Source organism: endosymbiont of Galathealinum brachiosum (genome assembly GCA_003349885.1).
Lineage (GTDB): Bacteria > Pseudomonadota > Gammaproteobacteria > SZUA-229 > SZUA-229 > SZUA-229.
The window spans coordinates 95,797-119,781 of the sequence record QFXC01000011.1 but is presented as its reverse complement, the minus strand read 5'-3'; the positions used below and the strand labels follow the sequence as shown (position 1 = coordinate 119,781).

Genomic DNA, 23,985 nt, shown 5'->3' with positions numbered 1-23,985 from the left:
AGCTAGATTAGAGATCTGAGTGTTGTTCAATGAAATCACGTATAAAACTAAGAGGTTTTGCTCCACTAAAACGCCCCGCTTCTTCCCCGTTTATAAAGAGTATCAGTGTAGGAAACCCCCTGACCTGATATCGTCCGGCGAGTTTCATGTTTTCATCTTCATCAACTTCAACTTTGGCAATAGCCAGATTGTCATGAAACTCGGTAGCCACTTTTTCAAGAACAGGTGCGATTACACGGCAGGGTGAGCACCATTCGGCCCATAAATCGACCAGAACAGGTTTCTGATGTGATGCTTCAATGACGAGTTTCTGGAAGTTGTCGAGGTTAGATATAAAAATATTATCTGGTTTGTGCATTAAAAGAAAAGCCCTAAAAACGATGTAAATAACTAAGTTGGGCAATGATACCATTATAGTTGGCGTCGGTGCTGTCATCGGTTGAATAATAGAAAAGCGATGCATCAATTGACTGGTTACTGCTCAGAGCGTAATTATTACCTAATTGAAGAGTGATGGCTTTTGTATCAAGTTGATAAACAAAACCATTTTGAAATGCGTCATCAACACGAAGAGGGCCGCCGGGTATTTCATTAGGTAAATGGTGAGATTGCAGTTGAATATCTGAAATTTTATTATTTGATGTCGAGAGCGGTTTATTACCGGCTGGCGTTGAATCAGTTGTTGATGTTGCAACATTTCCATCGTTATAACCGAGTGTCATGTAAAACGTATTATGAGTATGTGTTTGAAAATCCAGACTGAAATAAAATCGATAGTTGTCTATATCAAATTCATCTGCTTCGGCTTCAAAGTTCTCATAGATGAGGCCACTGCGTAATTTGATGCGATCATTCAGGCGTTTACCCATGCCAATTTCAAAAGAGAGGCCATCGCTGTCACGTAAAGTACTCTGGTAATTAACAATGCTGTATTCCAGTGAGACGTGGTACCAGGGTGCTGTAAAACCATGATTTGGTTGAATTTGATAATCTGCTTTAGCGCTTACAAGAATATTCGATAATTTATCAAAATCCTGATATTGATAAGCATCAACGGCGGTACTTAAAATAATAATGCTTTCATGTGACTGGTGAAATCGATAGTCAGCCATGACACCCAGATTGGCTATCGTATCACCGACAATATCCTGCTCAAGCGTGGCGCGTGCAACATTGTCGTCATAGAGTAAACCGGTATTTAAATTAAAGCTGTAAGGTGTTTCAGCCGCATATGTAGACATGGATGAGAGTAATAGCGAGTATAGGAGGGGTAATTTGTGGGTCATTTGCTTATCATCCAGAGTGATTGTAAATATACTACTATAGAGAATAGAATAATTTTGAAGAAATTAAAGGAATTACCTATGAAAAACCTTGATGACAGGCGTCGTGAATTTTTGCTATCAGCGCTCTCTGCTGGATTGTATGCTACAGGCTCAATGGGCATACTTCAGCCTGTGTGGGCAATGGGTAAAATACCAAAACAGCTGGTTCCGGGTAAATCCATTTATGACTTATCGGGTGACGTAAGAGTTGATGGTGTTCCAGCTACAGAAGAAACGTTGATAAATGTGAACTCTACAGTTAAGACAGGTGATGGTAGTCACGTTATTTTTGCTGTCGGAAAAGATGCTTTTGTATTACGTAGTAACAGCAGTGTAAAAGTTGAAGGCAGTTCAATTATTTCTCAGATTAGATTAATCAGTGGCAAGTTGTTGTCAGTATTTGGGAAAAGGGTAGAAAAACAAACTTTATCGCTTCATACAACAACCGCAACTATCGGTATCCGAGGCACAGGTGTATATCTTGAAGCAGAAGAAAAACAAACATATGTCTGCACCTGTTACGGTACAGCTGAATTAAGTGCGAACGAAGATAGTAAAAGTGTAGAACGGGTTGAAACCCGACATCATGATGCACCGAGATTTATTTTAGCAGATCAATCCGTGGGTAAGAATATTCAACCAGCACCGGTTTTTAATCATACAGATGATGAGCTTGCGCTGGTAGAAACACTTGTTGGGCGTGTTGTGCCATTTTCAGGTGGAGCTTATAGTTCACCACGTAAAACAACGTATTAACGGTTTGATAAAGTCTGATTGCAGAGCCACAGAGAATGTACTGATTTATAACTTATTACAGGGTGTTATAAGTTATAAAAGCCATGCATTTTTCTGTGAACTCTGAGGTCGGCTTTTAATTCAGAGGTTGGATTTCCAGAGGCCAGTGTGTCTCTTCAATTTCAAGTTTTGATTTTAAATTATATAAGGCTGCCTGTAATGCTTCTTCAATTACCGGATGATAGAAGGGCATACGTAACATTTGAGGAACAGTCATTTCCATCTCTATACACCAGCAGATTAAATGTCCCAGATTCTCTCCCTTAACACAGGCCATCGATGCACCAAGTAGCTTTCCAGATTTTTTATCTGCATAGAGACGAATAAGGCCACGATTTTTACCCATAATTAAAGCGCGACCAACAGGGGCCATTTTTACTTCACCTATAGAAATAGATGACTCATCAAGTTCAGATAGTCTGGCGCCTACGGAAACAATATTAGGTTCGCAGAAAGTAATGGCTAAAGGTGTTTTGGTTTTAAATTCAACAGGCTTATCCTGCATAATATTATAACCCGCGACTCTACCTTCAAAACCTGCTTCATGTAGTATAGGTTTATCTGCATTACAGTCACCCGCCATGTAAATTGAACTATTGCCAAGTTGCATTGTGTTCGGGTTGTAAGCAGGAACACCGTTAGGTGAAAGCTCAAGGCCTGTAGCTTCAAGATTTAGTTTGTCAACATTAGGTCTACGTCCCATACTGGCAAATATTTTTTCGACTTCAATACTTTTGTCGCCAGCGTTAACCTGTAAATTTCCATTTTCAAGTTGTACGATATCAGCTGCTTCACCTAACCATAACGGAAATTCTTTACCTATTACCTCTATGGCAACCTTATTGACTTCAGCATCATCAAGACCACTGATAATGTTTTGTTGATCAATACCGGTTACATTAACGCCCAGTCGATTTAATGATTGTCCTATTTCAAGTCCGATTACGCCAAGCCCAATGACGGCAATAGAATCAGGTAGTGCTTCAAGTTCGAATACTTCATCGGAGGTTAAAATTTTATCAGAAAATGCACTCCATGCATCAGGCACTATCGGGCGTGAACCTGTTGCGATAATTATTCTTTTTGCTTTTATCTGATCACCATCCGATGTTTCTAATGTATTAGAATCTATGAAACGAACATATGATTCTATTAATTTGTCTTCGGGTAATAAATCAATGGAATTGGATAGAGTCATATCAACAAAGGTATCACGTAAATCCTGCACATGTTCCAGTGCGTCTTCTTCATTTATGCTCAGGTGTTCTTTACCTTCAATTCCTTCACGATCAAAAATAGTTCGTCGATGAAAGTCTTCTGCTATCTGAATCATAACTTTTGAAGGCATGCAGCCAACACGAGCACAGGTTGTGCCCAGTTCACCGCCATCAATTAGAACGAAGTCATTAGTAAAGCGTTTGACCTGACTCATGCAATACAGGCCGGCACTACCTGCGCCAATGATGGCAACTTCAACTTCTCTCATATGGCTTATCCTCGTGTTTAAAATTTTAGATTAAATTATTGTTTGAATGTTAGAGTTGCGGGTAAATTTCTGTGACCATTTTACTGTTTTTATCTCGTCGCATTTCACCGTTATAGATACTAAAACCACCGTTATTTTTGTCGCTAAAATATAACTGAAGACTTTCGGTTATCACTGGAAATGCAAGATTATCCCAGGGTATTTGATCCTCACTATATAACTCAGTTTCGAGGCTTTCTATGCCGGGTTTAGAAAAGCCATCTACCAGATCTCCGCGGTACATAATATATACCTGTGATATATGAGGGATACTGATCGAGCAAAAAAGCTGACTGTTTATTATTTTAGCATTGGCCTCTTCAAAGGTTTCTCTTTTTGCAGCTTCTAGTGTTGTTTCCTGATTTTCCATAAAACCTGCAGGCAAGGTCCATAGTCCGTGGCGTGGTTCTATTGCTCTTTTACAGAGTAATATTTTATTCTCGTACTCTGCAATGCAGCCGGCAATTATTCTTGGGTTTTGATAGTGAATAAAATCACATACAGTACAGACGTATCGATGACGATTATCACCGTCAGGGATTTTGTGTACAACCTGTTCGCCGCAATGGCTGCAAAAATTCATTGTTTAAAATCCTTCAGGGTATTGTCGTAGAGTAAGTGTGTTTCCGCGTTGACTAAATTCAAGGTGTTTAAGAAAACTCATGCCGAGTAATATTTCATCACTCTTATAACCCGGATTGATTGTAGCGCGGATATTAGTAAGACTGATATCTCCGAGTGAAATTTCATCAAGACGTGTCATCTGTACGTCTACGGAACCATTTGCAGTCCGGTAAGTCGCGGTAGGTCCGGGTTTTAACTGTAGTTTGCGAGCAATTTTCTGAGGTATAGATACATCAGTTGCACCTGTGTCCAGCATAAATGTGACAGCATGTGAATTGATGCGGCCATTTGCCACATAATGGCCCATTCTATTTCTTGTCAGGACTAACTCTTTAATATTGCCAGAGAGCGAGAGGGTGTTTACTGACTGATTGGGATTATTCTGTTTGTCCAGAGTATCAGAAAAAAACAACCCAAGAAAAATGAATATACCTACCCACATCAGGGCTAGCATTATCGCACCTGTCTTTTTCTGGTCTTGTTGTGCTGGCTGAGGTGTTTGTTGCATTTTGAATTATTGAGAATAAATGTTGTCCTTATGACAATTCTATCTGAATATTGTTCTTTATGGCACCTGAAGGCCATAATTTATTTTCAGAGGTGCCTATAATAAGTAAATGGATAAAACTCAGGACAGACGTGATCAATACCGTTATGCACGACATGATAAATTGTTTGTGCAGGTTTTAGCATCCAATGAAAAAGTGGATGTGACGAATGTGACCGTTCTGTGTCATAGCTGTGATGCATCAATAAACGGGCTTAAAATTGAGCTTGAAGTTGAGCTGGCTATAAACAGCCTGGTGGACTTATGGGTGTCATTTGAAGGGCTGGAAGGCAAGTTTTATCTACGTGGCCATGTTTGCTGGTGTTATAAGGTGGATAATAGCGATAGTTTATACCAGATTGGAATAGAGCTTGAGGATGTTTACGCTACAGATTATGAAATCTGGATTGAGTTGCTAGAGAGCTTTTCCGATTAATCAGATTAGAATAATCAGTGCGAAATGAAAATTACCAGATCTAATTCATAAATTTGTAATAGAGCCTATGATATATTTCTGCCTGCAATCTGATGTGTCAATTAATGGATTACATCTGTTTTATCATAATTTATAGTCCGGGGAAGTAAATTGTCAGAAGAAACTACATCACAGGAAAACGAACTTGAAGAACTGGTGCTGCGTGAAAGTATTGTTAGTGCGACGGGTTTAAATGAAGGCAGTTTACAGATAGGTATTAAAGGTGATCCTTCATTACGTGAAACCACATTAGATCGTAAGCGATATGAAAGCCCAGTTGATAAAGTGATGGTACCACTGATAGAAAATCTGGAAGAGCTGATGCTTAACCGTAGTTGTTATCGAATTTTTATCGGCTTTAATAGTGGTGAAATACGTACCAATTCTATTTTTGATCCTTTACGTCAGGAAATTCATGCTTCTGAAAAGCTAGCGGATAAATCGTATATGGATCGTCACTTTCCAAGGGTGAGTTTTGACGACAAAATACAGGCTATGCGAGATATTTACGGAACAATAAAAAGCAGTAAGCTTTTTGAAACAGTACCCGGTTACTGGAAGAGTATATTTAATAAACGGCATAAAACATGGGAGCCGATGACGCGTGATGAAATTCACACGATTATGTCATCAGTTAAAACGATGCGAGATCTGCCTGATTTTTATCTACGTAATATCACTATCTGCATTGTTCAGGATATGGTGCGAATGCAGTTTAACTGTGATGGTACACAAATTATTAGTGCTGAAAACTATCAGAAGTTTATTGAAGACAATATGCCCTGATAGTTGATTATTGTTGAGTTACTTTAAGGTTGCACTAGCCAGTAAGTCATCAAATGGTGAAGTTTGAATCGGGCCAATTTCAATCACAATTGTTTCATCAAGTGGTATTTGATCAGATTCGATATGAGGAAGTAATTGTTCGGTTATTTGCATGATTGTTATCATGCCCTGTTGATTATTCGCATCAGCTTCAGCCTCAATATCTTTTTGTAGATCAGTAAGATATTTTTTAACAGCGGTTACACGACTTTGCAGGTCCTGTTGTTGAAATGCAGGTTTAAAACCCATATGTAATTCGCGTAAGCCAGTTTCACTATTGTCATTAACTGCTATTGTAAATGGGCCTTGTATTTCCACTTTATCACCAGGGATTAATTGTCTGAGTTACGTTATTTTATCAAAAATAGTCATGGCAGGTGTTTATTATTTTCGACTATTTTTTATCTGATCATATGCTGATTTAATTTCGGCTGTTTTTTGATTAGCCAATTTAATCATTTCTTCAGGCAAACCTTTAGCTACAAGCTTGTCAGGGTGGTGCTGACTCATTAACCGTCGATAGGTTTTTTTCAGTGCACTATCTGAAATTTCGTTATCAACCCCAAGAACTGCATAAGCCTGTTTTAAGCTGGATTGTGGAGATGTCTGTGCTGACTGATGGGAGTATTGTTGCTGAGCGCCAACCATATTAATGAGTTGATCTAATTGTGCAGCTGAAAATCCAACTTGTTGAGCAATATCAAGCAATGCAGAACGCTCAGTATTATCCAGGTGGTTATCTGCATAGGCAGTTGCAATAAGTATTTCAAGAAACATTTGCAGCAGATTAGTGCGACGATGACATTCGGTTTTGAACTGTTGAAGAATTTCATTTAAGGGAAAGTTTGCCTGTTTGCCCTGATTAAAAAGTTCAATAGCGGTTTTGCGCTGGTTTGCGTCCAGATTCATCTGACCCATGATGTTCTCGGCCATTTGAATTTCGCTACGTGACACCGTTCCATCGGCCTTAGCGAGATAACCCATAACAGAAAAAATGGCGGTAAAAAATGCGAGTTGTACGCGTTCTGTATTGCCAGGTTCTAAATCGACAGCATTTAGCCCTTTATCAAACTGGTGACCAGCTGCCATGCCCATGAGCGCACCCAGAGGGCCGCCCAGCATGAAACCAAAACCACCACCAATTAACTTTCCCCACCAGCTCATAAAATTCTCAGTAAATAATTATAGATTGAACTTGCTATTTGATAGCGCATTCATAAATTTCAAGTGTATTCAGATCAGGCTATTTAAAGTCTTCCCCGAGTTGAGACCCCGTGCGTTTGACCGATCTTGCTTTTAAAGATTCATCATCCGGGAACATTCTTTTTAAATCGTCCATAGTGAGTGATGAGCCTTTAAGATCATATTCAGCCCAGATGGCATCCCACCTTTCATCATCAAAATAGAAGCCTATTGGTAACATGGCAACAGGGTTATTATTAAAATCAATTATGACTTTGGGTTCAACGAGTTTTCCAGCCACTTTATCTCCACCACAATGTTAAAACAGGTATATAGGATATCATAAGCAGCCAGATAAGCATGATAGATAAAAATGGCAGTGCTGAGCGGAACAGGGTAAGTATGTCTTTGCCAAAGCGTTGTGAAGCAATAAATAAATTAATACCAACAGGTGGTGTCATATAACCAATCTCAAGATTGGCTAAAAAGAGTATACCCAGATGTACCGGATCAATTTGATAACGCAAAGCCAGCGGCATAATTAAAGGAACGACGACTACAATGGCAGAAAAAATATCCATCATGGCGCCAATAGCCAGAAGAAATATATTTAAGAGCAATAAAAATTGAAGTTGACTATCTATATGGCTTTCAATCAGAGAAAGTAATTTAGACGGTAATTGAGTATCAATTAACAGGTTGGTTAAACCCATTGCTACGCCTAATATAATCAGAATACTGCCGACCAGTGTTGCAGTATCTACGAGTATTTTAGGTAGATCTCTTTTTAGGTTAATTTCCCTGTAAATTACTGTTTCAATAAAAAGAGCATAAGCTGCTGTTACAGCAGCGGCTTCTGTAATGGTAACGAAACCACCAAATATTCCAATGACAATGAGGATAGGTAAAAAGATATCCCACTTTGTTTCGTTGGCTGAAGTAATCAGTCTTATTATGGAGAAATCATGTGGTGGTTCATGCCATACAAGTGCAGATTTATAACTATAGAGTGAAAGCATAACCAGTAATATAAAACCAGGAAGAATACCTGCCAGAAATAATTCATCAATGCTGGTTCCAGACACGATGCCATATAAAAGAATCGCGAGACTAGGAGGGAAGAGTAAACCTAAAGAGCCAGATGATGTTAGTAAACCCAATGAAAATTTTTCAGAATAATTGGCTTTAATAAACATGGGGTAAAGCAGGCCACCAAGTGCAATGATGGTAACGCCCGAGGCGCCGGTAAATGCCGTGAAAAATGAACATGAAACAATCGCAGCCATGGCCAAACCGCCAGGCATCCAGCCTAGTAAAGCATTAAATAATTTTATTAATCGGTTTGGGCTCCCGCCTGCGGCCATAACCATGCCGGCAAAAGTAAACAGGGGGATTGTTATTAAGTTCGGTTGATTCGCCAGGCGATAAAGCTCAATGATTAATAATACAGGGTCCAGATCTGATTCAAGGCTTGCGTATATTCCTCCTGCACCTAATACAATAAATAGTGGGAGGCCTATTATTGCTAAAATTAGTAAAAGAAATAGTATCATTAATTAGCTTCAGTTGACTTAATTGTTAGTGTCAACAGAAAAAAATGTAGACTAAGAATAAAAAAACCAATCGGGATAACAAGTGCCAGATATAAAGCCAGTTGTTCGTTGGCAGGTGCATAAGTCTTTTCATCTAACCAGAAATTAAGCGCATACCAGAAAAATATCGCACAAATTATGGCGCTGATTAAAATGAGAGGTACTTTTATTTTTTCTTTAAATGAAGGTTTTAATAAACTGTTAATAAAATCCATTTTTATATGCTGATTACCTTCAGATGCTAATGCCGCGCCCATGAAGGTGATAAATAAAACCAGATGCCTGGAGATAGTGTCCATCTCGGCAAAACCAAGTTCAAAAAAATTACGTAGTATTACCTGTGAAAGCGCAAGAATTAGTAATAATAACAAACTAAAACCGGCTATTAGTTTCTCAAGTTTTATGAGAACTGTTTTAGTTTTAATGAAAATGTGAGGGATTTTTTCCATAGTTTCTGTCGGCTTAACAGTTGAATCTCGCTCTTTGAGTCTGCGGCTGAAAGTTATTTATTGTTTGTACGGTATTGATTTAAAATGTTACTTGCCTGAGTGAAGTATTGCTCAGGTATGTAACCTGATGCGGCTAATTCTTTAGCCGCCTGATCGCGAATGCTTAACATCTGTTTTTTTTCATCTTCACTCCATTTCCACATGAACTCAATACCACTTTTTTTCAGTAGTTCGACGCTTTTTTCATTGTCGCGACGAGAAATTCGATTTATTTCTTCACCAACTTTTTTACCAGATTCCTTTAGTAGTGATTGCAAGTCTGGAGGCAGTTTTTTATAAAATCGCTGACTTACAACTAAACTGCCTGTTCCATTGGTTAAGGGGACGTGAGAAGCGTATTTTAGTTTTGTGTGCCATTGCATTGCCAGTGCACCAAAAGGAGAGTTGTATACTGTATCTATACTGCCATGACTGGAAGACAGTTGAGTGTAAACATCCATAATAGAAAGTGGTACGGGTGAAACGCCAGCCGCTTTTGAAAAAGCTTCACCCAATGGGTCGCCTTGCCATAACCATATATGACGTGTTTTTAATTCATCTAAAGAATTTATAGGATATTTTGAGAAGAAATGTAAAAAACCAACTTCAGGCCAGCCTAACAGTTCAAATCCTTTTTCTCTGAAGCCCAGTTCGATGTCAGGCATAATTTGGTTGCGAACATAATCTGACTCATCGGTATTACGAAAAAGAAATGGCATTTCGAGTACCCTCGCAGGAGAGTAAATTCTGCCGATGCCATAACCGGTAAAAAATGCACCTTGAAGCTGTCTACTGCGTATTTTACGTAAAACATCGGGTTCATCACCCATAACGCCGCCGGGGTACATTTTTATTTTCAGTCGCCCATTGCTTTTTTCTTCCAGTTCTTCAGACCAGTTTTTGATGCTGTTCATCCACGCAGTATCGGCGGGTATGAGTGATGCAAATTTTAAGGTATAGGTTTTTTCAGCATGGGCACAAGAACTAAATATAAAAAAAAGTAGGCATGCCCGAAGTAAGGCTGATAGATATAAAATAGATCCTGTCTTTAAAACCATGCTGATTCCTTTTTAAGCAGTCGTTTAGCTTTTTGTTTTGCGATGTTGTTAATTAATGACAGGTCAGCATTATTATCTGAAGTTGTGTTAATCAGCTTTGTTAAACGCTGATGAAAAGCCTGTTGGTCGAATTTTTGTCTATCGAGATATTCCGCCTGTAATAAATCAACGATTAATAACTGATTATTATTAAGTTGACGTGCTTTATTAAAGTGCTCTTCAGACAGACTGTAGTTACCACCTAACATAGGCGAGCGATTTCCATTGTAAACTCCAAAAAAGAGATGCGGACCCGCCATAAAAAAACCTTCATCCAGATCTATCACGCGTTGCATGATCATGACGGTTTTAGGCAGGTCGGCAATTGCTTCAGCTTTATCTCTATTGTGATCAATCCATTTAGCCCAGTTGGATGCTGCCCAGAATAGTGAGGCTACATCATCTTCGTCTAACGAGTTTAACTTTGTCTGTAAGCTTTCAAGATCACCGGATAAAATTTTCTGGCTAAGACCGTTATTTTGAAGATTGTAAAGAGCATGTTTTAAACCGCGTTGATAAAAACTGGCGGCTCGTTGCGGGTTATTATCTTCAACAAAGCCATATGCATAGCCATAATATGCCTGTGAAGCATAATTGCGTAGATCCTCATTGTCGGGCGCGTTTATGATCATGCCTTCCATGAGTTCAATGTTTGCCGGCATGGCTGCTTCAGCCAGCAGTAGATCTGTTTCGCGATTCATGGCAATCATGCCACCTTCAATCATAGGCATTGACGCTTTTACTGTCAGTTCAGCCATTGAACAGGCATTAAGTTGAAGAATGATCCATATAAAGCTGAGACGTAAAATAGTTTTGTTCATCTTGATTGTTTTATTTTTTATTCAAGTTGATATTGATACTAACACAGTGTTTTTACGGGCATATAAAGAAAATATAGAAATAACGTGACGTGCTGAAGTGTGTTGTGAAGCATCGACTCACAATACCGATATAGCTAACGCCTGAACTAGTTGATATTTATAGGGACTATCTAGCAGGATTAAGCCATTTCAGGCTGACGCCAGTTTATCAGTATGTTTTTGAAACGCCCGTCCATGACTTTTATAACTTTCAGGGGTTTACCGTTCCATAACCTTGGGAATACTCTACGGTGCGTGGGAAAGACCAGTCCATCAACTGTTTCATAGTCTTCGCAAATGTGACTACCTATAGCAAGTGGACTAATAATGTCAGCAGTGTAATCCTGACGTTTTAGTAAACCCTTCTGGTCAAAATAAAATACCTGTTGTTTACAGTGTGTTGGTATATTGCTGGGATATCGGACATTAAGCGTGCTCAGTATGCTGCCATCTTTATCTAAATAGTCATTGCCCTGATGGCACTCAAAACCTTTGTTTTTAAAAATAAACGGGCTGCAGCTATAATTCCACAGGGCATAACCGAGAAAGTAAATCAGGTCGAGGTGATCCCAGTGCAGGCGAGCTTTGGTTTTTAGCTCATTACAGTTACTGTAATTTCTTTCGCTGTAAATTTTGTCATTTGCGTTATAGATGTATACATTAAACCCATCAAAAATCCCGGTATGACCCTCTTCCGGGAAATCATGAATACTGACATAAGGTTTGTCAGTAAATATATTAGCGGTGATATTGGGTAGCCAGGGGGATTTAAACTTGGTAAGCAGAATAGGGCCAAAAATATCCAGTTGCATTTGAATGGATTCCACCATCTGCCAGCGGTCAACGCCACCATGTGCATTGCAAATACGGTTGATTAAATCATTTGTAACCATGGCTGTCTCCCGGGTTGTCCAAGATTGATATAAGGCTATGTGGGCACTGTCCACATGCTTGAATTTAATGATAGACTAGAGCCTTGTCAATGGAAATTTAGGTGAAAATGGTGGGGCCGCTTAGTTATCATCATGGCGATTTACGTAATTCCCTTGTTAATGTGGGCATTGAGATGCTCAATAATAAGGGTGTGGCGGGAATTAGTCTGCGTGAAATAGCACGTAGTATAGGTGTTGGTCATAATGCGCCTTATCGCCATTTTCGTAATAAACAGGAATTGCTCGAAGCCATTGCAGAAGACGGATTTCGTCGACTGAAAGCCAGAAATACCCGTCTTGAACTGGAGTTTGCCAGTGATCCTGAAGGCCAGTTATTCGAAAGCGCGATGCATATGATTGGTGTTGCTGCTGAACAGCCTAATCTGTTTCAACTTATGTTTGGTGGCCATATACAGGCGCAGAAAAGTGGTGCCAGCTTAAAACAGGCTGCAGATGAAGCAATGCAAAGTCTGGTTGGTATTATCCGAAATGGACAGTTAAAGCGGGTATTTATTCAGGGTGATCCGATGACACTGGCATTAAGTGCTATGTCAATGATACAGGGACTGGCAATCATGGTGTCATCAGGTAAGCTGAAAGTGCAGTCCAGAATGCAGGTGTCGTCCCGGGCAGAGCATCAGACCTTATTGAGGGGTATGGTGTTGCAGTTATTTGATGTGTTTTTACTGGGTTTAAAAGACAGCTCCTAAATTAATAAAAAGAATAATAAATAGAAAAATCATATGCTTAAAAAAATTATAGTGTTAGTTATCGTGTTGGTAACTGCTTTATTTGCAACTTATCTGACAGGCGTGTACCAGAATAATCGTGATGTGCCTTATCCTCAAAAAGCTCAAATGCAGCAGCAGCTGGAAATGTCGATTCAATGGTTAGTTGAGAATCAAGCTGAAATTTTGACGCAAACGAATCCTATGTTGTGGTGGATGCTTCATGAAGTGCAAGGTATTTCACAGGATGAGCGTATTGCTAATTTGCTGGAAAAATACCATCAGAAAAATAAGAGAATTAAAACCAGTCCCTGGGGGCCATTATTTGATGGACAGAAACATCCGCGTTTAGGTGCATATGCTGTTCAGGGTCTGCCTTATTACAATCAACATTTTATCTATGCTTTAAATTGTGCTGCCGATTTAGAAGATGAGTTACCCATTGTTGCAGAGCAAAATACGGCTGGTTTTTGTCATCAGTCTGCTTATTTCTATCGTCCCGCCTGTATTACGCATCAGTTAATGGGGATTAATTTTCTGTTTACCAGACAATGTGGGCTGTTATCAGATATAGATGAAGTCAGTCAGTTATTACAGCTTGATATAGTGGGGCAATTGACATGGGATATTAGAGTCGTTGATGTGTACCTGCAGCGTGTTTTAATGTTATTGATAACCGGTGCGGAAGCGAGTGTTAAACCGATCTGGATACAACAGGTACTGGATCATCAATTGCCCGATGGAGGCTGGGGTGATTTCGTTTCATTATTGGGATCTGATACAGGTCGATCATTAGGTTTTAGTTCAAAAATTGTTTCACTGGGCAGTGAAAAGAGTAGTTTTCATGCAACAGCTCAGGGGGTTTATATATTGACCTACCTGTTATCAGATCGGTCGTAATATTTAAATATCTCATGCCAGACGGCAGATTGTTTCTGTTTTGTAATCAATATAATACCTGACTAATATAGTATGGTATAATCTCATTTTTAATATCATAGACATTTTATAGTGCCGGCACCTCATTTACTTTCTATAGTCGAAATTGGCGGCTACCCTGACTTTACGGTTCTTTACAGGCAAAAAGGTTACGAAGTAGAGCAGGTATCGAGCATGCGAAAAGCGACCAAGTTACTGAAAAAAATTCAGCCGGCTGTGATTGTGGCAGAATTTAATTTTCAGTCTGATTTTCGTGATCGTACCAGTAGTCTGGAGACATTAATGGCTACGGTACAACGGATTCCCGATTGCAAGGTTGTTGTGTTTTATGAAAAAGAGCAGCGAGCCCAGCTAGAACGATTACTGGCTGTGTTTGATGTTTTCGCAACGATTGCTTTCCCGATTGAGGAATCAGTTATTAATAATGTACTCGATCAGATTCTGGAGCAAGCTGCATGAGTGTTGAAATGTTGTTTTCAAAAACCGCGGGTCGTCATGAGCGCTTGTTGAAGCGTCAGTTTGAAAACCCTCTATTTGGTGATGTTAAAATAGAGCCCTTTGATATACAGGATGCCCGTCGACGTGACTCGGAAGAGGTTGAGCATTTCATTAATGAGTTTCGTGACCTTGTGCAGCAGGTTACAGAGTTGAAGCCTAGTGCTGATGTGGAACTGGTGTTGAAACTAAAAGAATCTCTGGATAAAACCTATGAAATGAGTGCAGGGCTGGCTGGTGATCAGGCTGAAATTCGTGAAATGATTAAACGCCTGCTAGGCATGATGATGCAAAGCATGTGGAAAGCAGTAGGTAATGATGCCATGGGCATCTCCAAGCTGGAAATGGAAGAGCAGGCCAGACAGGCGCATTTCGCACTGATGGAATACCCTTTTATAGCCGACTTACTGTCACCGGATAATATTATTAATGAAGCGATGATGGTGCCCAGTTTATTAAGCGAGAAGACTGAAGTGGCTGTTTTAGCTATGCAGTTGTTTGAGCCAGAGCAGCAACAGTTAATTTATCAGCAGGCTGTTGAATTACTGAAAGGGCTTGATGATAGTCATGAGCGAGTAATAAATGCTAATCAACGTTTGCAGGATATTGCGTCAGTAATGGCATCAGCAAATCAGCAGCCGGGTTAGTATTACCCCTATTTTTCAGGGGTAGAAAAAAATGAATATAACCCCATATTGAAAACAGTTGTAATTTATAGAGTAAAAAACATGAAAGACTCAGGACTAAGACCAGAAACCGGAATATTAGAATCATCTACAGATGAGGAAGCCCGTGCGTATCTGGAAGAGCAATTAAGAAACCATCAGTTTGAATTATCTCAGTTATCCCGTGATGCAACACCTGCGGATGTAGCAAAAGTTAAGGTGGATATTGCCAATGCCCAGCTGGGTCTTGAACAGAATGAAAATGCCTGGAATGAGGCGAAAGCAGCCTTTGATATTTTTATATCTAATGAAGACTGGGCCAGTGCAATTGAAGCATGCGACATTATGTATCAAACAGAGCAGCCGGCCTCTATTCAGGCATTAGTGCATGGTGTCTGGTTATCGGTCACTTATCCGGTTGATCCGGAATATACCATCGGTATGCTGAGTTATATTATTGATGAAACACCTAATGATTCGGATGGTGCGGCAGTAGCAGCGGCCACTGCGCATTATATTGTTGGTGTGCGTGCATCAGATGAAAAACACGATAGTCTGTCTTTTCTAACAAAAAACATGATTACTAAAGTGGCACAACGTCATTCGGATGTGAATAGTCAGGATAAACTGGATTTCTGGATGGAAAAAATGAATCTGACTGAGCCGGAAAAATTTCTGCCGATGATGAGTACGGTGATTGACGCAATCGCAAATGGTCAGTGGTGGATTGATCGTGATGCGTTACGGGATAAATTACCGTTGAACTAAAAAGATGTAAGACGTATGTCGTAAGTCAATTTTTGACTTACGACTATGTTTAATCTGAAAGTCTTCGTAACTCTGTATCAGACCATCGTAATCGGTCACTTAATTCCCTTCCCAGTCTTAGAATAAGTTCTATCGCAGCCTGTGGATTTTGTTCTTTTAATTTTCCAAAAGCCTTACCATCGAGCATTAATAATTCTGTATCTTTTATTGCTTTTGCATCAGCGGTTCTTGGTCCGGGTTTTAGAAAAACAATTTCACCAAAAAAAGCTCCGGCACCAAACTTCGCCAGCCTTTTATAACGATGCCCACCAAAAGGTAGAAGAATATCTATTTCACCTTCTAATACAACGAACAACTCAGTGGCAATATCATTTGCTTTGAAAAGTGTTTCACCTGATTTAAGTGATACGGGAACCATATTTGACTGTAGTGTTTTAAGTGTATCCGCATCAAGTCCGTGACAAAGTTCGCTGTCGGTTAGTTCTATTTTTTCAGATGTTTTCGATTCTTGCCCCAGGCTTTCTAGAAGTTTGTTTTCTGCATATTCAATCGCTTCATCTACATCAATAAAGGTGTGAACTGGATAATTTCCACTGTGGTGTGGGCTTATTTGTCTTAATGTTTTTGCAACTTTTTTATTCAGACCTTTGCCTTTTCTTACATTGGTAAAAATAAGTTCGCCATTTACTTTGTGTAAGCGATCCGCCATTTGTTGCAGCATTTTTACAGCAGTTAAGTCAACCTGTTGCACGCGGGCCATATCAATAATGATCTGTACGGGTCTGTTTAAATCAGAATTGAATTCTTCAAATAATTTATCGACAGTGCCAAAAAATAAATTACCTTTTAATTCATAAATTAAAATATCTTCAGCGTGCTCTTTTAATAACGTGCGGTGTTCCTTGTTGCGTCTACGTAGTGATGGATGTTGAGAAATGGTTGAACGACGATGAATGACAGGTGAGAGAATCTGGGCGCGAACAAACTGAAAGATGGCTAGAACAAGGCCGATGCCAACAGCAATCATTAAGTCATAAGCCACAGTGACGCTGGTAACCAGAAGGGCGGTTATCGCATCCATTCTATTGCGTGGGTTTTTAAGCCAGAGCAGAATATCTCTTTCCAGCATACCCATAATGGCAACATGAAAAATAATGCCGGCCAGAACACTAATGGGTAAAAGTGAAGCAACAGGTCCCATTACAACAATAATCAAAATAAATGTTAATGCACTAAAAATGGCGGCCCAGAAACGCCCCCCTGATTTTATTGCAACAATCGTTGCACCGGTTGTACCTGCACCGGCTATACCGCCAAATAACGCAGCAAACATCTGGCCTAACCCCTGACCTGCAAGTTCGCGTTTTGCATTATGGCGATCTGTTGTTGCAACATCGGCAACCACAGATGTAAGTAAACTATCCAGTGAAGATAATACGGCCAGTGCGAAACTAATAGGTAAAATAATTAACCATGGAACATGATCCAGCGAAGCAGGCATAATGATTTGAATACTGGTGATATCTGGTAGGCGCCCAACCACCCATTGTGCAGGGTATTCAAATGTATTTAGTTTATTCAATAAATGAAAAGCCAGAGTGCCGGTGATAAGTCCGGAAACAGTGCCTGGAATAACGGGTAATATTCTAGGTAAAATTGACATGGATAAAAAAGTAATCAGCGCAGTTAGCCAGGGTATCCATTGTGTTTCCTGCCAGATAATGTGCAATGCCTGAAAATCAATGGAAAGTAGATCTAGCATTTTTATTTGAGAGTTGATCATTAAAATTGCAGAGCCTGTCATAAAGCCTGCAATCACTGGGTAAGGTATAAATTTAATTAACCGGCCACCATTTGATAAACCGATTAATATTTGCATAAAACCACTTATAAAAAGCATTAATGCAATGTTGATAAAAAGTTCGGTGCCGGTAAAGCCACGAGAATTAAGGCTAACTAATGCACCGGCAACAAGTACCATGGTTGGGCCGGTGGGCGAACTAACCATGCCTGTTGTTCCGCGACTAAGGCCGGAAAAAAAGCTGAGAGCGATGGCGGTAATTAATCCGGCTACCGCGCCTGTTGCCGGGTTTTGGCTGTATGGCGCCCAAAGCGCAATGCCAAATGCAGAAGCCTGTGGCAGCATTACAGCAGAGGCGGAAAGTCCGCCCCAGATATCACCTTTTGTGGGGTGTTTGGGCAAGGGTTAGAGCCTGATTTTTATTATGTTATCTCTAAGTATAGCTCTAAGTTAGGTGTCGTCAGTTTATTGATGGCTCTAAATAAAAAAGCAGGCCTGTTTAGCCTGCTTTTGTCTGCGCTTCCGTGTTTATTTTTAGTCTTTATCTTTTTTGTCTGATAAGCCGTGCAGTTTAACCACGTTTGTTTTTGGTGTGTCGCCTTTGTACATCGGTCTGTGAAGGCTAGGTTTGCCCAGGGCTTCAGAAATTTCTTTTTCTCTGGCGGCAATTAACATAAATCCCTGCCGAACATCTTCTATTGTGCCTTCACTAAGCGGGTGCTTCATGCCCGGGTCAGGTGTAATTTCACGTACTACCCCGGATAGTATTTTGCGTAAAGTGACTAATACATCGAGCTCTTTTTTTAAATCCGTATCCATAGGGTTACCATTGACCTGTTGTTTAAGCTAATTGAAGTAATTATACCTGCTTCTAAAGAGTAATTTACCGCTATATTAGTATTTGTTATAATACTTGATCAAATTACTGAGTTATTGTGAGTTGTTATGCCATATTATGTATATAAAGTTGGGACTGCCGAGCTGGCAATGTTAAAACAGCTTGAGCTGATTAATACGTTTGAAAAGTTTAAAGAGGCTAAAAATTTCGCTCGTGATGCCCGTGCGGATCTAACTGAAACCGATACGGCTGAAATTAAGGTGATGTTTGCTGATAACCAGCTGGCAGCCGAAGAGATGCTAATGGAAACACGCGATAAACCGATTGTCATGGAGCATGAGAAGTAGGTTGTTTGTGGTATGGATGAAATGGGGTGATATTCAGCTTACAGGTCGAAAGGCTGGTTAGAAATGGATGAAGATAATTACAGGCAGATTTATGAGCAGATTAACGGTGCGCCCTGTGTGTTTGAAAAAGGCATTCTGTCGTTAAAATGTAAATGCTCGTATCAGCATATGTTTCGTCTTGCGGACCGCCATGGAGTGGGCTGTACTGATACGGTTATGCAGTTAAACTGCAAAGTCTTTCTAGATCATCTGCGCGAGCAAACCCGCTTTGTTTTTAAAATTGATATTGATGGCCCGTTGCCACATAACAAGGAAATTAAAGTGCAGAACGGAGGCATGCTGGGTGTACAGAAAATACTATTAAATGGGGCTGAGCAGGCGGAAACGGTCGATGATATTTCGGATCTAATGTTTAAATCAGTAGAAGTATATGGCTCAGTGGATAATTTGCCTTATAACCTGATAATGCCCAGTGTAAATAATTATAAAACCCGCCCGAAACGCCAGCGGTCGAAAAAAACTTAGCCAGGCTGTTTAAACGGCCTTAAAAGCTGGATTCAACAGAGAATAAAAAACCTCTGGGTATACCTGTATTTATACGTGTTGATTCTCTATCTTCTCCGTGTACATCTTCTGTAATATTGGTTAAATACAGATTTAATTTTACCGTTTTGTTCATTTCCCATCCCAGATGTATGTCGAGCCGAGTAAGTGCAGCAACAGTAGTCGTATCGCTGCTGTTGGTGACTTCAGAGTTGTAATAAGCCAGACTATCTAACTGCCATTGATTATTAATGTCCCAGTATAGTCTTAAGTGGGCACTGTCTTCTGGCAGGCCGCGGTTTGGTTGTTCTATACCGTTTTCATCATATCTAAACATTTTGTGTTTGGCGTACCAGAAAGCCAGTCGCGTATTTCGATTGAAATTGTATCGATAGTCTATTTCTATACCAAAAGCACGCCCATCAGAGACAAATATCCCATCTGCGCTGGTGCTTTCAAGGGCATTGTAAAACGTAGCAATGTCGATTAACGAGTCATCTGAAAACTGTTTTCTTAAGCCCAGTTCATATGAAAGTGAGGTGTTTGCCTGAAGCACTTGCTGGTTAATAGGTAAAATGCAGCCCAAAACAGGGTCATCAACAAAGTCAGGACCAAGAAAACCACAAACTGTCTGTAAGTCATTGAAATTTAGATAAAAATCAGAGTCTCCTCTAGTGGGTGTACGAACGGAGTCACTAATTGCTACCCAGTAGGTGTTTTGTTTGTCGGGTAAAAAACTTAAACGAATATTAGGTTGGCTTTCATTGCCAGTGTATTCATTGTTTTCAATGCGAGTGCCAATTATAAGCTGCAATTTATCATCGAGAAAATTGATCTGATCCTGAAGAAAAAACTGCGCCAGATCATCTTCTCTTGAGGTTGGATCCAGTGATAACCTGGCCTGAATAGCGCTGTTATTGACTGGAGTGCCTGTGTCATCTTCTATATGGCGATACTCGATACCCCATGAAATAAAGTGATTCCTGAAAGAAGTGTTATGCTGCAAATCTATGTTAAATATTTCACGATTGTCAATAAAACCATCATCCATACGATCAGACCAGTCGTAATAGGTATTGATATTGATGCTATTTGTGTGGCTTAGTTTTTTATTCCAGCGTAATAATAGATTGGCATTTCGGGTGAAAATATCATTTTCTGCAACATTATTAGATGTATTTGAAAAACGAATATCTTTTAGTTTTCCTTCACTATAGTCACCCTGAAAAGCCAGTGTCTCCATATCGGATAAATCAAAATCGACACGAAAGCCCCCCTGACTTAATTTGCCATCATCATGAGATTGATCGCCAACTGTAAAGAAACCATTGTTATTGCTTTCGGTATCATCCAGGTATTCACCGTGATTATTTCTTCGCTGTTTTATATAGATACGGCCGCTATGAGCTTTATTAGTGAAACCATACCGGTAGACTGCTTCAGCCTGGTTATCTCCACCACCCGCAGCAGCCTGAATAAAATGCCCCTGAGTATCCTGCGAGGATCGAGTAATTATATTAATAACTCCATTACTGGCATTTGCGCCCCAGAGTGACCCGCCCGCGCCACGAATAACCTCTATGCGCTCAATATCCTCCAGAACATAATCCTGAACTTCCCAGTAAGTGCCACCGAATAAAGGGTTATATAATATGCGTTCATCCATCATTACCAGCATCGAGCCAGCAAATTGATTGGGTGCATCCCGGCTATTTATGGCCCATTTGCTGGAGTCTACCTTGCCTACATGAAAACCGGGTACCAGGCGTAATAATTCAGGAATACTGCGTAAACCAGAGCGTTGTATATCTTCGTGAGTGATGACGTAACTGGCTGCCGGGGTGGAAAAATGCTGTATCTTAGATCCAGACGCCAGTGTGACTGGAATATCCATTAACTGTCGAATATCCATGTTCAGCAGTTCATCCATTTCAAGAGTGGCAGGTGAAGCATGCAGGCTAGCTGAAGACAGAGCTATAGCGCTGATGAGTATCTTGTGAGTAAAGTGCCCGGGGATTCCATTCCTGTTTAATACGGAATAATGCATTGATTTTACAAGCTCAGGTTTTATCAATTTGGTATAGTTATGTTATAGATGAAAAAAAGCCGGTTTGCGCATCGGTAATTTGTATTATTTAAAGAATGAGGTAATTCATGCGTCGAGCAAGAACAGTAGAAGAATATGTAGCCTGGATGAAAGATGCATTGTATGAGGTAGAGGATATGCGGGCATCCATTGAATATGATGAAGAAGGCATGGGGGCAACAAAGCCTTTTATCGAAGAGATAGAATCTAGCCTGAAGAATGTATTCAAGCAGATGGAATCAGGAGAATATTGCTGGAATACGGGTGATCTGTCTTATATATCGGTGATTCGTGAACTGGATGAAAGTGTAGTGCCATTCCGTCAGTTACTAATTCGTATTAACGATACCCATAAAAACGGTCTTGAGACTGAAGAGGAGTAGGGTTTAAGAATGACTGATGATAAGGACAGCAAAGATGAGAGTCCCTGGAAAACGTTGAGCACTCAGCCTGTTTACAACAATGCGTGGATAAAAGTTGAAGAGCACCAGGTCATTAATCCGGGTGGAAGTAATGGAATATATGGCAAGGTCAGTTTTAAAAATCAGGCAGTGGGTATTATTCCTGTTGATAAAGATGGAAATACCTGGCTAGTAGGTCAGTTTCGTTACACATTAAATCAGTGGTCATGGGAAATCCCCATGGGTGGCTCACCTAATAAAGAAGATAAAATGAAAACCGCCATACGCGAGCTGGAAGAAGAAACCGGCTTAAAGGCAGGCGAAATGACTCAGTTGTTGCATTTGCACCCATCTAACTCTATTACCGATGAGCAGGGTTATGTCTATCTGGCTACCGATTTAAGTGAAGGCGTGCAACAGCTCGAAGATACTGAAAAAGATATTCAGGTTAAAAAACTAGCATTTGATGATGCGGTAAAAATGGTCCAGAATGGCGAAATAACCGATGCTATTAGTGTTGCGGGAATTTTATTTTTAGCTCTGAATCGGAATCAGTATATTAACCTGAAGTAATTCAGGATGAAGGATTAAATGACAAAATGCTTTTAAAAGCCAGCACGCTACTTGAGCGCTTGCAGCTCTTCAGAAATGTCGAAATTGACAGTTTAAGTGACTGCATTGCACGTTGTACTTTTCGTGAGATGAAAAAAGGTGAGCAGCTGCTTTCGCCTGAAGAAGAAAATACCAGTGTTTATTTAATGATCTCAGGTCGCATGGTGGTTTATCTCGATCTGGATGAGGCAACACCGCTGACTCTGGTTGAACCCGGAGAGTGCGTGGGGGAAATGTCGATCATTGAAGGTAAAAATCCATCAGCCTATGTTATTGCATCTGAAGCATCTCAGATCATGCAAATTCCTCAGGACGTTCTTTGGGAGATGATTAATACATCTCATCAGGTTACCCGCAATATGTTGCATATAATGTCACTTCGCGTGCGTTTTAGTAATGTCGTCATTGCAGACTCTCTGGGTACGCAAAAAGAATGTATGCGGCATGCAACGATTGATGCGCTTACAGGCTTGCATAACCGACGCTGGATGGACAGCATGTTTGAGCAGGAGTTTATTCATGCTAAACGTGAAAAATTGTCACTGTCATTATTGATGCTGGATATCGATCATTTTAAAACCTATAACGATGAGTATGGTCACATAAGTGGTGACCGGGTGCTGTCAGCCGTTGCAGATGCTTTACGTGGAGGTCTAAGACCGAATGATATGATCGCCCGATTTGGTGGTGAAGAGTTTGCCATTATATTGCCGGAAACGAATCTTGATGCGGCTACCGATCTGGCAAATGGTTTAAGGAAAAGAGTGGAGCTGGCAAAAGTTAAAAATGATAAAGGTGAGTTATTGCCTCGCGTTACTATATCAATCGGAGTATCTGCTATAGGTGAAGTAGGCAGAGAAAATGAAGATACGTTAATTGAGTTAATTGCCGCGTCAGATGAAGCTTTATACCGGGCTAAAAAAGACGGTCGAAATCGTGTTAGCGAATGATTATGTTACAGCAGCAGTAGCAACTCTGGTTATACGTAACAGGCAGCTATTATTAGGTAAACGCTTTAATAAGGAGTCTTTTGAAGGCTGGCAATGTCCGGGTGGCTATTTGTATAAGGGTGAAGAGATAGAGCCGGCGGCCAGTCGACATTGTTTGCAAAAAGCAGGTATTCAAATAGAGCAACTTCGCTCTGCTTCATATAGTAATAATGTGTTTTCAGAATATCATCATACAGTTACGCTTTATATAGTTGCAGAAGCATTTCAAGTGCAGGATCGTAAGAAATTTGAATCTGAGAAAATTCAATGGAGCTGGTTTGATTTTGACAGGTTACCAGAGCCATTGTTTTTGCCTTTGCAAAACGTACTAAAAGCTGAGTGGTTTTGCTCGTTATCATAACCATAAAGTAGTAGATTTAAATCTGCTAGACACTCGCTTTGATTGTTTGTATAGACTGATTCAGGAGACGATACAAAGGCGTTCTCTATCTCTGGATGCTTACAAAAAACAATACAATGAGCTATAACTAGATTTAGATATTATT

30 protein-coding genes are annotated in these 23,985 nt (G+C 40.1%); 14 read left to right on the top strand and 16 right to left on the bottom strand.

Annotated features, from left to right (window positions below; all coding sequences use genetic code 11):
• Positions 1 to 7: 7 nt before the first annotated feature.
• Both trxA and DIZ80_08835 read right to left on the bottom strand, forming a co-directional pair.
• Positions 8 to 358 (bottom strand): thioredoxin, encoded by a 351-nt coding sequence (gene trxA, locus DIZ80_08840; GenBank protein RDH82391.1) that lies wholly within the window; start codon positions 356 to 358, stop codon positions 8 to 10.
• Positions 359 to 371: 13 nt separating this feature from the next.
• Positions 372 to 1,241, bottom strand: coding sequence for a hypothetical protein (locus DIZ80_08835; GenBank protein ID RDH82390.1), 870 nt, complete (start codon positions 1,239 to 1,241; stop codon positions 372 to 374).
• 123 nt (positions 1,242 to 1,364) lie between these two features.
• Here DIZ80_08835 and DIZ80_08830 point away from each other — a divergent pair, with 123 nt between their 5' ends.
• Positions 1,365 to 2,081, top strand: a complete 717-nt coding sequence (locus DIZ80_08830; GenBank protein RDH82389.1) for a hypothetical protein — start codon at positions 1,365 to 1,367, stop codon at positions 2,079 to 2,081.
• Positions 2,082 to 2,196: 115 nt separating this feature from the next.
• Here the strand turns inward: DIZ80_08830 and DIZ80_08825 are convergent, their stop codons facing one another.
• The 3 genes from DIZ80_08825 to DIZ80_08815 are packed head-to-tail and all read right to left on the bottom strand — an operon-like array spanning position 2,197 to position 4,723.
• Positions 2,197 to 3,606, bottom strand: coding sequence for a dihydrolipoyl dehydrogenase (locus DIZ80_08825; protein ID RDH82388.1), 1,410 nt, complete (start codon positions 3,604 to 3,606; stop codon positions 2,197 to 2,199).
• Between the two features lie 49 nt (positions 3,607 to 3,655).
• Positions 3,656 to 4,228: an NUDIX hydrolase gene (locus DIZ80_08820; GenBank protein ID RDH82387.1), complete on the bottom strand. Its 573-nt coding sequence runs from the start codon at positions 4,226 to 4,228 to the stop codon at positions 3,656 to 3,658.
• A gap of 3 nt (positions 4,229 to 4,231) precedes the next feature.
• Entirely contained in the window at positions 4,232 to 4,723 is a 492-nt protein-coding gene (locus DIZ80_08815; protein ID RDH83133.1) for a TIGR02281 family clan AA aspartic protease, read from the bottom strand.
• Positions 4,724 to 4,886: 163 nt separating this feature from the next.
• Here DIZ80_08815 and DIZ80_08810 point away from each other — a divergent pair, with 163 nt between their 5' ends.
• Positions 4,887 to 5,252: a hypothetical protein gene (locus DIZ80_08810; GenBank protein RDH82386.1), complete on the top strand. Its 366-nt coding sequence runs from the start codon at positions 4,887 to 4,889 to the stop codon at positions 5,250 to 5,252.
• Between the two features lie 150 nt (positions 5,253 to 5,402).
• Positions 5,403 to 6,077 carry a hypothetical protein gene (locus tag DIZ80_08805; protein ID RDH82385.1) on the top strand — a complete coding sequence of 225 codons (675 nt, stop codon included), beginning with the start codon at positions 5,403 to 5,405 and terminating at the stop codon, positions 6,075 to 6,077.
• Between the two features lie 18 nt (positions 6,078 to 6,095).
• Here DIZ80_08805 and DIZ80_08800 read toward each other — a convergent pair whose 3' ends face one another.
• The 8 genes from DIZ80_08800 to DIZ80_08765 all read right to left on the bottom strand — a co-directional run bounded on the left by DIZ80_08800 (position 6,096) and on the right by DIZ80_08765 (position 12,228).
• Positions 6,096 to 6,434: a transcriptional regulator gene (locus tag DIZ80_08800; protein ID RDH82384.1), complete on the bottom strand. Its 339-nt coding sequence runs from the start codon at positions 6,432 to 6,434 to the stop codon at positions 6,096 to 6,098.
• Positions 6,435 to 6,500: 66 nt separating this feature from the next.
• Positions 6,501 to 7,280: a co-chaperone DjlA gene (locus DIZ80_08795; protein RDH82383.1), complete on the bottom strand. Its 780-nt coding sequence runs from the start codon at positions 7,278 to 7,280 to the stop codon at positions 6,501 to 6,503.
• Positions 7,281 to 7,359: 79 nt separating this feature from the next.
• The gene (locus tag DIZ80_08790; GenBank protein ID RDH82382.1) at positions 7,360 to 7,599 is read right to left on the bottom strand and encodes a hypothetical protein; all 240 of its coding nucleotides are present in this window, start codon (positions 7,597 to 7,599) and stop codon (positions 7,360 to 7,362) included.
• A gap of 1 nt (position 7,600) precedes the next feature.
• Entirely contained in the window at positions 7,601 to 8,851 is a 1,251-nt protein-coding gene (locus DIZ80_08785; protein RDH82381.1) for a C4-dicarboxylate ABC transporter, read from the bottom strand.
• Positions 8,851 to 9,339, bottom strand: a complete 489-nt coding sequence (locus DIZ80_08780) for a hypothetical protein (GenBank protein RDH82380.1) — start codon at positions 9,337 to 9,339, stop codon at positions 8,851 to 8,853. The genes DIZ80_08785 and DIZ80_08780 overlap by 1 nt, the downstream gene beginning before the upstream one ends.
• A gap of 53 nt (positions 9,340 to 9,392) precedes the next feature.
• Complete coding sequence (locus DIZ80_08775) at positions 9,393 to 10,436, bottom strand: hypothetical protein (GenBank protein ID RDH82379.1); 1,044 nt, start codon at positions 10,434 to 10,436, stop codon at positions 9,393 to 9,395.
• The gene (locus DIZ80_08770; protein RDH82378.1) at positions 10,427 to 11,296 is read right to left on the bottom strand and encodes a hypothetical protein; all 870 of its coding nucleotides are present in this window, start codon (positions 11,294 to 11,296) and stop codon (positions 10,427 to 10,429) included. Before DIZ80_08770 ends, DIZ80_08775 begins: the two co-directional genes overlap by 10 nt.
• 179 nt (positions 11,297 to 11,475) lie before the next feature.
• Positions 11,476 to 12,228, bottom strand: coding sequence for a hypothetical protein (locus DIZ80_08765; protein ID RDH82377.1), 753 nt, complete (start codon positions 12,226 to 12,228; stop codon positions 11,476 to 11,478).
• Positions 12,229 to 12,329: 101 nt separating this feature from the next.
• Between DIZ80_08765 and DIZ80_08760 the strand changes: the two genes are divergently transcribed.
• The 5 genes from DIZ80_08760 to DIZ80_08740 all read left to right on the top strand — a co-directional run bounded on the left by DIZ80_08760 (position 12,330) and on the right by DIZ80_08740 (position 15,862).
• Complete coding sequence (locus DIZ80_08760; GenBank protein ID RDH82376.1) at positions 12,330 to 12,977, top strand: hypothetical protein; 648 nt, start codon at positions 12,330 to 12,332, stop codon at positions 12,975 to 12,977.
• A 33-nt stretch (positions 12,978 to 13,010) separates the two neighbouring features.
• The gene (locus DIZ80_08755; protein ID RDH82375.1) at positions 13,011 to 13,895 is read left to right on the top strand and encodes a hypothetical protein; all 885 of its coding nucleotides are present in this window, start codon (positions 13,011 to 13,013) and stop codon (positions 13,893 to 13,895) included.
• Positions 13,896 to 14,003: 108 nt separating this feature from the next.
• Entirely contained in the window at positions 14,004 to 14,393 is a 390-nt protein-coding gene (locus DIZ80_08750; protein ID RDH82374.1) for a hypothetical protein, read from the top strand.
• On the top strand, positions 14,390 to 15,076 hold the full coding sequence (locus DIZ80_08745; protein RDH82373.1) for a hypothetical protein: 687 nt from the start codon (positions 14,390 to 14,392) through the stop codon (positions 15,074 to 15,076). Before DIZ80_08750 ends, DIZ80_08745 begins: the two co-directional genes overlap by 4 nt.
• Before the next feature lie 81 nt (positions 15,077 to 15,157).
• Entirely contained in the window at positions 15,158 to 15,862 is a 705-nt protein-coding gene (locus DIZ80_08740; GenBank protein ID RDH82372.1) for a hypothetical protein, read from the top strand.
• A 49-nt stretch (positions 15,863 to 15,911) separates the two neighbouring features.
• On the opposite strand, the gene DIZ80_08735 is transcribed toward DIZ80_08740, so the two are convergent.
• Complete coding sequence (locus DIZ80_08735) at positions 15,912 to 18,065, bottom strand: hypothetical protein (GenBank protein ID RDH82371.1); 2,154 nt, start codon at positions 18,063 to 18,065, stop codon at positions 15,912 to 15,914.
• Between the two features lie 132 nt (positions 18,066 to 18,197).
• Positions 18,198 to 18,482: a segregation and condensation protein A gene (locus tag DIZ80_08730; protein RDH82370.1), complete on the bottom strand. Its 285-nt coding sequence runs from the start codon at positions 18,480 to 18,482 to the stop codon at positions 18,198 to 18,200.
• A gap of 126 nt (positions 18,483 to 18,608) precedes the next feature.
• Between DIZ80_08730 and DIZ80_08725 the strand changes: the two genes are divergently transcribed.
• Entirely contained in the window at positions 18,609 to 18,848 is a 240-nt protein-coding gene (locus DIZ80_08725) for a hypothetical protein (GenBank protein RDH82369.1), read from the top strand.
• Between the two features lie 63 nt (positions 18,849 to 18,911).
• A complete protein-coding gene (locus DIZ80_08720) occupies positions 18,912 to 19,373 on the top strand; it encodes a hypothetical protein (GenBank protein ID RDH82368.1) in 462 nt (153 codons plus the stop codon).
• A 19-nt stretch (positions 19,374 to 19,392) separates the two neighbouring features.
• Here DIZ80_08720 and DIZ80_08715 read toward each other — a convergent pair whose 3' ends face one another.
• The gene (locus DIZ80_08715) at positions 19,393 to 21,438 is read right to left on the bottom strand and encodes a hypothetical protein (protein RDH82367.1); all 2,046 of its coding nucleotides are present in this window, start codon (positions 21,436 to 21,438) and stop codon (positions 19,393 to 19,395) included.
• Between the two features lie 107 nt (positions 21,439 to 21,545).
• Here DIZ80_08715 and DIZ80_08710 point away from each other — a divergent pair, with 107 nt between their 5' ends.
• The 4 genes from DIZ80_08710 to DIZ80_08695 are packed head-to-tail and all read left to right on the top strand — an operon-like array spanning position 21,546 to position 23,840.
• Positions 21,546 to 21,860 carry a hypothetical protein gene (locus tag DIZ80_08710; protein RDH82366.1) on the top strand — a complete coding sequence of 105 codons (315 nt, stop codon included), beginning with the start codon at positions 21,546 to 21,548 and terminating at the stop codon, positions 21,858 to 21,860.
• Between the two features lie 9 nt (positions 21,861 to 21,869).
• Positions 21,870 to 22,451 (top strand): DNA mismatch repair protein MutT, encoded by a 582-nt coding sequence (locus tag DIZ80_08705; GenBank protein ID RDH82365.1) that lies wholly within the window; start codon positions 21,870 to 21,872, stop codon positions 22,449 to 22,451.
• A gap of 26 nt (positions 22,452 to 22,477) precedes the next feature.
• A complete protein-coding gene (locus tag DIZ80_08700; GenBank protein ID RDH82364.1) occupies positions 22,478 to 23,440 on the top strand; it encodes a GGDEF domain-containing protein in 963 nt (320 codons plus the stop codon).
• Positions 23,388 to 23,840 carry an ADP-ribose pyrophosphatase gene (locus DIZ80_08695; GenBank protein RDH82363.1) on the top strand — a complete coding sequence of 151 codons (453 nt, stop codon included), beginning with the start codon at positions 23,388 to 23,390 and terminating at the stop codon, positions 23,838 to 23,840. The genes DIZ80_08700 and DIZ80_08695 overlap by 53 nt, the downstream gene beginning before the upstream one ends.
• The last annotated feature ends 145 nt before the right edge of the window (positions 23,841 to 23,985 follow it).

What these genes read in the sequence shown, in the direction of transcription:
- trxA (RDH82391.1), bottom strand. Translation starts at nt 358, where the DNA reads ATGCACAAACCAGATAATATTTTTATATCTAACCTCGACAACTTCCAG.
- DIZ80_08825 (RDH82388.1), bottom strand. Translation starts at nt 3,606, where the DNA reads ATGAGAGAAGTTGAAGTTGCCATCATTGGCGCAGGTAGTGCCGGCCTG.
- DIZ80_08705 (RDH82365.1), top strand. Translation starts at nt 21,870, where the DNA reads ATGACTGATGATAAGGACAGCAAAGATGAGAGTCCCTGGAAAACGTTG.
- DIZ80_08835 (RDH82390.1), bottom strand. Translation starts at nt 1,241, where the DNA reads ATGTCTACATATGCGGCTGAAACACCTTACAGCTTTAATTTAAATACC.
- DIZ80_08720 (RDH82368.1), top strand. Translation starts at nt 18,912, where the DNA reads ATGGATGAAGATAATTACAGGCAGATTTATGAGCAGATTAACGGTGCG.
- DIZ80_08775 (RDH82379.1), bottom strand. Translation starts at nt 10,436, where the DNA reads ATGGTTTTAAAGACAGGATCTATTTTATATCTATCAGCCTTACTTCGG.
- DIZ80_08785 (RDH82381.1), bottom strand. Translation starts at nt 8,851, where the DNA reads ATGATACTATTTCTTTTACTAATTTTAGCAATAATAGGCCTCCCACTA.
- DIZ80_08745 (RDH82373.1), top strand. Translation starts at nt 14,390, where the DNA reads ATGAGTGTTGAAATGTTGTTTTCAAAAACCGCGGGTCGTCATGAGCGC.
- DIZ80_08765 (RDH82377.1), bottom strand. Translation starts at nt 12,228, where the DNA reads ATGGTTACAAATGATTTAATCAACCGTATTTGCAATGCACATGGTGGC.
- DIZ80_08770 (RDH82378.1), bottom strand. Translation starts at nt 11,296, where the DNA reads ATGAACAAAACTATTTTACGTCTCAGCTTTATATGGATCATTCTTCAA.
- DIZ80_08795 (RDH82383.1), bottom strand. Translation starts at nt 7,280, where the DNA reads ATGAGCTGGTGGGGAAAGTTAATTGGTGGTGGTTTTGGTTTCATGCTG.
- DIZ80_08780 (RDH82380.1), bottom strand. Translation starts at nt 9,339, where the DNA reads ATGGAAAAAATCCCTCACATTTTCATTAAAACTAAAACAGTTCTCATA.
- DIZ80_08710 (RDH82366.1), top strand. Translation starts at nt 21,546, where the DNA reads ATGCGTCGAGCAAGAACAGTAGAAGAATATGTAGCCTGGATGAAAGAT.
- DIZ80_08810 (RDH82386.1), top strand. Translation starts at nt 4,887, where the DNA reads ATGGATAAAACTCAGGACAGACGTGATCAATACCGTTATGCACGACAT.
- DIZ80_08725 (RDH82369.1), top strand. Translation starts at nt 18,609, where the DNA reads ATGCCATATTATGTATATAAAGTTGGGACTGCCGAGCTGGCAATGTTA.
- DIZ80_08700 (RDH82364.1), top strand. Translation starts at nt 22,478, where the DNA reads ATGCTTTTAAAAGCCAGCACGCTACTTGAGCGCTTGCAGCTCTTCAGA.
- DIZ80_08730 (RDH82370.1), bottom strand. Translation starts at nt 18,482, where the DNA reads ATGGATACGGATTTAAAAAAAGAGCTCGATGTATTAGTCACTTTACGC.
- DIZ80_08695 (RDH82363.1), top strand. Translation starts at nt 23,388, where the DNA reads ATGAAGCTTTATACCGGGCTAAAAAAGACGGTCGAAATCGTGTTAGCG.
- DIZ80_08755 (RDH82375.1), top strand. Translation starts at nt 13,011, where the DNA reads ATGCTTAAAAAAATTATAGTGTTAGTTATCGTGTTGGTAACTGCTTTA.
- DIZ80_08815 (RDH83133.1), bottom strand. Translation starts at nt 4,723, where the DNA reads ATGCTAGCCCTGATGTGGGTAGGTATATTCATTTTTCTTGGGTTGTTT.
- DIZ80_08830 (RDH82389.1), top strand. Translation starts at nt 1,365, where the DNA reads ATGAAAAACCTTGATGACAGGCGTCGTGAATTTTTGCTATCAGCGCTC.
- DIZ80_08820 (RDH82387.1), bottom strand. Translation starts at nt 4,228, where the DNA reads ATGAATTTTTGCAGCCATTGCGGCGAACAGGTTGTACACAAAATCCCT.
- DIZ80_08740 (RDH82372.1), top strand. Translation starts at nt 15,158, where the DNA reads ATGAAAGACTCAGGACTAAGACCAGAAACCGGAATATTAGAATCATCT.
- DIZ80_08715 (RDH82367.1), bottom strand. Translation starts at nt 21,438, where the DNA reads ATGCATTATTCCGTATTAAACAGGAATGGAATCCCCGGGCACTTTACT.